General features: G+C 76.8%; 4 protein-coding genes. 2 read left to right on the top strand and 2 right to left on the bottom strand.

The genetic code is table 11. The features are described 5' to 3' along the window. Together CKO13_RS11075 and CKO13_RS11080 are read right to left on the bottom strand one after the other, a co-directional pair. Positions 1–817, bottom strand: an 817-nt coding sequence (locus CKO13_RS11075) for a GTPase (RefSeq protein WP_200260944.1), incomplete at its 3' end; no start/stop codon positions are given. After that, positions 814–2,490 carry a GTPase gene (locus CKO13_RS11080; protein WP_200260947.1) on the bottom strand — a complete coding sequence of 559 codons (1,677 nt, stop codon included), beginning with the start codon at positions 2,488–2,490 and terminating at the stop codon, positions 814–816. The genes CKO13_RS11075 and CKO13_RS11080, both read right to left, overlap by 4 nt. A gap of 163 nt (positions 2,491–2,653) precedes the next feature. On the opposite strand from CKO13_RS11080, the gene CKO13_RS11085 reads away from it, so the two are divergent. Both CKO13_RS11085 and CKO13_RS11090 read left to right on the top strand, forming a co-directional pair. Continuing rightward, the gene (locus CKO13_RS11085) at positions 2,654–3,658 is read left to right on the top strand and encodes a zinc-binding dehydrogenase (RefSeq protein ID WP_200260950.1); all 1,005 of its coding nucleotides are present in this window, start codon (positions 2,654–2,656) and stop codon (positions 3,656–3,658) included. Between the two features lie 147 nt (positions 3,659–3,805). After that, positions 3,806–4,081: ubiquinol-cytochrome c reductase iron-sulfur subunit N-terminal domain-containing protein (locus CKO13_RS11090; protein ID WP_200260954.1), on the top strand; the 276-nt coding region annotated here is incomplete at its 3' end.

The following is a 4,081-nucleotide window of genomic DNA, read 5'->3' on the forward strand; positions in this document are numbered from 1 at the left end:
CCTCGGCGAGCGCGGCGGCGTCGGCGCGCAGCCTCGCCACGGGGGCCCGCCGCGCGCGCACCTCCTCGCCGAGGGCGCGGCGCAGCGCCTCGACCCCCTCGCCGGTCTGCGCCGAAACCGTCAGCAGCCGGGCCCGCCCCAGGCCGTCCCCGTCGAGGAGCTCGCGCAGGTGGTCCTGGCACGCCTGCCGGTCGGCGGCCGCGAGGCGGTCGGCGTGGTTGAGCACGGCCAGGAAGAGCTCGGCGTGGTGGGCCAGGCGCGAGAAGTAGTGCTGGTGGGCCAGGGCCTGGCCGTACTTGAGCGGGTCGAGGACCCAGACGAGCAGGTCGCAGCGCTCGATGAGCCGGTCGGCGGCGCTCCAGTGGCCGCTGATCACCGAGTCCACGTCGGGCAGGTCGAGGAGCACGGCGCCGTCGAGGGCCGCCAGGGGGCCCTCGGCCGGCACGGCGCGGCGCTCGAAGACCCGCAGCCAGTCGAGCAGCGCCTCGGCGCCCGTATCGCAGCCGACGGTGACGGCCACGGCGCTGTCGGTGGTCGGCCGGCGCACCCCCGGGCGGGAGACCTCCTGGCCGAGCAGGGCGTTGGTCAGCGACGACTTGCCGCTGCCCGTCCCGCCGGCCAGGGCGATGACCACCCGCTCCCGGGAGCGGGCCAGGCGCGCCGCCGCCCGCTCGCCGAGCTCCTGGAGCCGCTCCAGCAGCTCGGGCTCGAGCCGCCCTTCCCCGAGCCTGGCCAGCTCCTCCAGGCCCGCCGTCCCGATCCCGTCGGCGCCGCCGCCGCCCATCGCCGTCTCCCTCGCCGTCCGCTCGCCGCTCATGGTGCCGCCGCCGCCAGCTCGTCGCGCAGCGCCCGCACGGCCGCGAGCGCCTCGGCGCCGGGCGCCGCCCCCTGGAGCAGGCGGCGGTAGTGCTCGCCCTCCTGCGCCGCCGCGGCGTCAACGCGCTCGCGCAGCTCGGCGCGGATCTCGTGGATCAGCTGCTGGAGGTTGCGCTCGCCGAGCATCCGCGAGAGCACGGCGTGGGTGGTGGTCGAGCCGGCCGCCGTCAGCGCCACCTCGCCGGCGGTCAGCCCGCCGCTGAGGGTGAAGAGCACCAGCGCGGCGCTGGTGAAGGTGGCGTTGATCCCCGTCGTGGCGCGGCGCGCCCGGGTGAGCTTGGCCTGGCCGATGGTCGCCACGTGCTCGGCCACCCGGTCGCGCCACTGCCCCACCAGCGCCGCCGCCGCCTGGCGCTGCGCCACCACGCCGGCGGCGCGCGGCGGGGTGTGCAGCGAGAGCACGGCCCGCCCGGCCGGCTGGCGGATCCAGGCGGTCTCGGTCCGCGCCGCGGCGTGGTCGAGGGCCTCGCGCACGAGCCCGGCGATCCCCTCCTGGGCCTCCGTGGCCGCCTCCTGCTGGATCGCCTCGGCGCGCCGGCCGAGCCCCGGGATCCAGCCGCGCACCCCCGAGGGGAGGCGCCCGGCGGCGCGCTCGAGGCGCTGCTGCAGCCACCCCTGGCCGACCAGCTGGCGCCAGCGCTGGAGCACCTCCTGGCGCAGCGGCACCCCCTCCTGGAGCTCGCCGAGGACCTGCTCGGCCACGGCGCCGTAGGCCTCCCCGAGCTGCTCCTCGAGCACGGCGACGGCCCGGCGCTCCGCCTCTGCGGCCTCGAGCAGCTCGTCGAGCTCGCCGGGCAGGGCCCCGGCGGCGCCGAGCACCGTGCGCTGGCGCTGCCGGGCGCGCTCCTCCGGCGGGGCGAGGCCGCGGATGCGCTCGACCACCGCGGCGGCCGCCTCGGCCGGGAGCTGCTCGTGCCGGGGATCGGCCTGCGCCAGGGTGTAGAGCTCCGTGGCCTGCGCCCCGATGCGGTGGCCGGCGTCGGCGAGCTTGACGCGCAGATCGGGGAGGATCTCCTCGGCCTCGGCGGCGCTGGCCTGGGAGAGCACCACCACGGTGGCGGCGTCGAGCTGCGCCGCCCGGCGCAGGTAGGCCATCCCCGCCTCGTCGGCGTAGGTCCTCGGCGTCACCAGCCACACCCAGACGTCGGCCACCTCGAGCAGCCGCTCCGTGGCGGCGCGGTTGGCGGTCTCGACGCTGTCCACGTCGGGGGCGTCGACGACCACCAGCCCCTCGGGGAAGCCGGGGCTCGGCGCCGTCTCGACCGCCGCCCCCGCGCCGTCGGCGAGCACGCCGGCGCCCAGGACGCGGTCGAGGTCCTCGGGGCGCCCGATGGCGGCGGGCGCGGTGGTCGTCGGCCGGCGCACGCCGGTGGCCGACACGGCCCGCCCGGCGAGGGTGTTCGCCAGGGTCGACTTGCCGGCGCCGGTGCCGCCGGCGAGGACGACGAGCAGCGGCTCCTCGGCCCGCTCGAGCCGGGCGGCCAGGCCCCGGAGGCGGCGGATGAGGGCGTCGCGCTGCGCCAGCCACGGCGCCTCGCGCCCCCGGGCCAGCTCGCCGTCCACCGCGCCCAGGCGCTCGGCGAGCGCCTCCAGCAGCTCCGCCCTAATGGCCATCCACGCCCGGTCTCCCGTGCAGCCTGCCGACAGTGGGCCGTGATGCTAGCACAATTCCCCGGTACGCTAAGGGCGCCCCGGCGGGCCGAGGATCGGCGAGCGGCCGGGAATTCGCTACAATCCGGCGCGGCGAGACCGCAACGAACGAGGGAGGCGGAGAGCCATGCGCTGCGTGCAGATGACCGCCACCGGGGGCCCCGAGGTCCTCCAGCCGGCCGAGTGCCCGCAGCCGGAGCCCGGCGCGGGCCAGGTCCGCGTCCGGCTCGCGGCGGCCGGGATCAATCCGGTGGACACCAAGATCCGCCACAACGGCCTCTTCGACCCGAGCGCCGCGCTGCCGGCGATCCTCGGCTGCGACGGCGCCGGCACCGTCGAGGCCGCCGGCAGCGGCGTCGACGGCCTCGAGCCCGGCGACCGCGTCCTCTTCCTCAACGGCGGGATCGGCCTCGAGCCCGGCAACTACGCCGAGCAGGCCGTCGTCGACGCCCGCTTCGTCGCCGCCCTGCCCGAGGCCGTCGACCTTGCCAGCGCCGCGGCGACCCCGCTGGCGGCGATCACCGCCTGGGAGGGGCTCTTCGACCGGGGACGGCTCGAGGCCGGCGAGCGCGTCCTCGTCCACGCCGGCGCCGGCGGCGTGGGCCACCTCGCCGTGCAGCTCGCCCGCAGCGCCGGGGCCCACGTGATCACCACCGTCAGCGACGACGCCAAGGAGCGCTTCGTGCGCGGGCTCGGCGCCGACGAGGTGATCCGCTACCGCGAGCGCGACTTCGCCGAGGCCGCCCGGGCGTGCACCGGCGGCCGCGGGGTGGACCTGGTGCTCGACACCGTCGGCGGCGAGACCTGCGCCCGCTCGGTCCACGCCCTGGCCACCTACGGGCGCCTGGTCACCATCCTCGCCCTGCCCGCCGAGGAAGTGGACTGGAAGCACGCCCGGCTGCACAACCTGGCCGTGACCCAGGAGCTGATGCTCTCGCCGATGGTCCTCGACCGCGACGACCTGCGCATCCACCAGCGCAGCGTGCTCGAGGCGTGCGCCCGGCGGCTGGCCGATGGCACACTACGCACGCACGTCGCGCAGCGCTTCCCGCTCGAGGAGGCGGCGCAGGCGCACCGCACGCTCGAGGCCGGCGGCACCGTGGGCAAGCTCGTCCTGGAGATCGGCGGCTGACCGTGGGCTGCCGGGGACACGGCAGCGCCGAGGGCGCGAGCCGGCGCCGGCCGGGTGCGGCCGCGCCATTGGTGCAATGTTATTGCATTTTATAGAATATTCCTGTACTGATCCGAGACCGGAGAGCTGAAGGGAGGGGGGGACCCCATGACGAACGAGACGAACGAGACGAACGAGGCACCCGATCCGAGCCGGCGCCGCTTCCTGACCGGCGCCGCCACCGTGATCGGCGGCGCCGGCGTGGTCTTCACGGCCGTGCCCTTTCTCGGCTTCCTCAAGCCCAACGTCGAGGCGCAGGCCGCCGGCGCCCCCATCGAGGTCGACGTCAGCAAGGTCGCCCCCGGCCAGAAGCTGAGCTTCGAGTGGAAGGGCAGCCCGATCTGGGTGATCGGCCGCGGCGAGAAGCACCTCGAGACGCTGGAG

It is taken from the genome of Halorhodospira neutriphila (assembly GCF_016584055.1).
Classification (GTDB): domain Bacteria; phylum Pseudomonadota; class Gammaproteobacteria; order Nitrococcales; family Halorhodospiraceae; genus Halorhodospira; species Halorhodospira neutriphila.

What these genes read in the sequence shown, in the direction of transcription:
- CKO13_RS11080 (WP_200260947.1), bottom strand. Translation starts at nt 2,490, where the DNA reads ATGGCCATTAGGGCGGAGCTGCTGGAGGCGCTCGCCGAGCGCCTGGGC.
- CKO13_RS11085 (WP_200260950.1), top strand. Translation starts at nt 2,654, where the DNA reads ATGCGCTGCGTGCAGATGACCGCCACCGGGGGCCCCGAGGTCCTCCAG.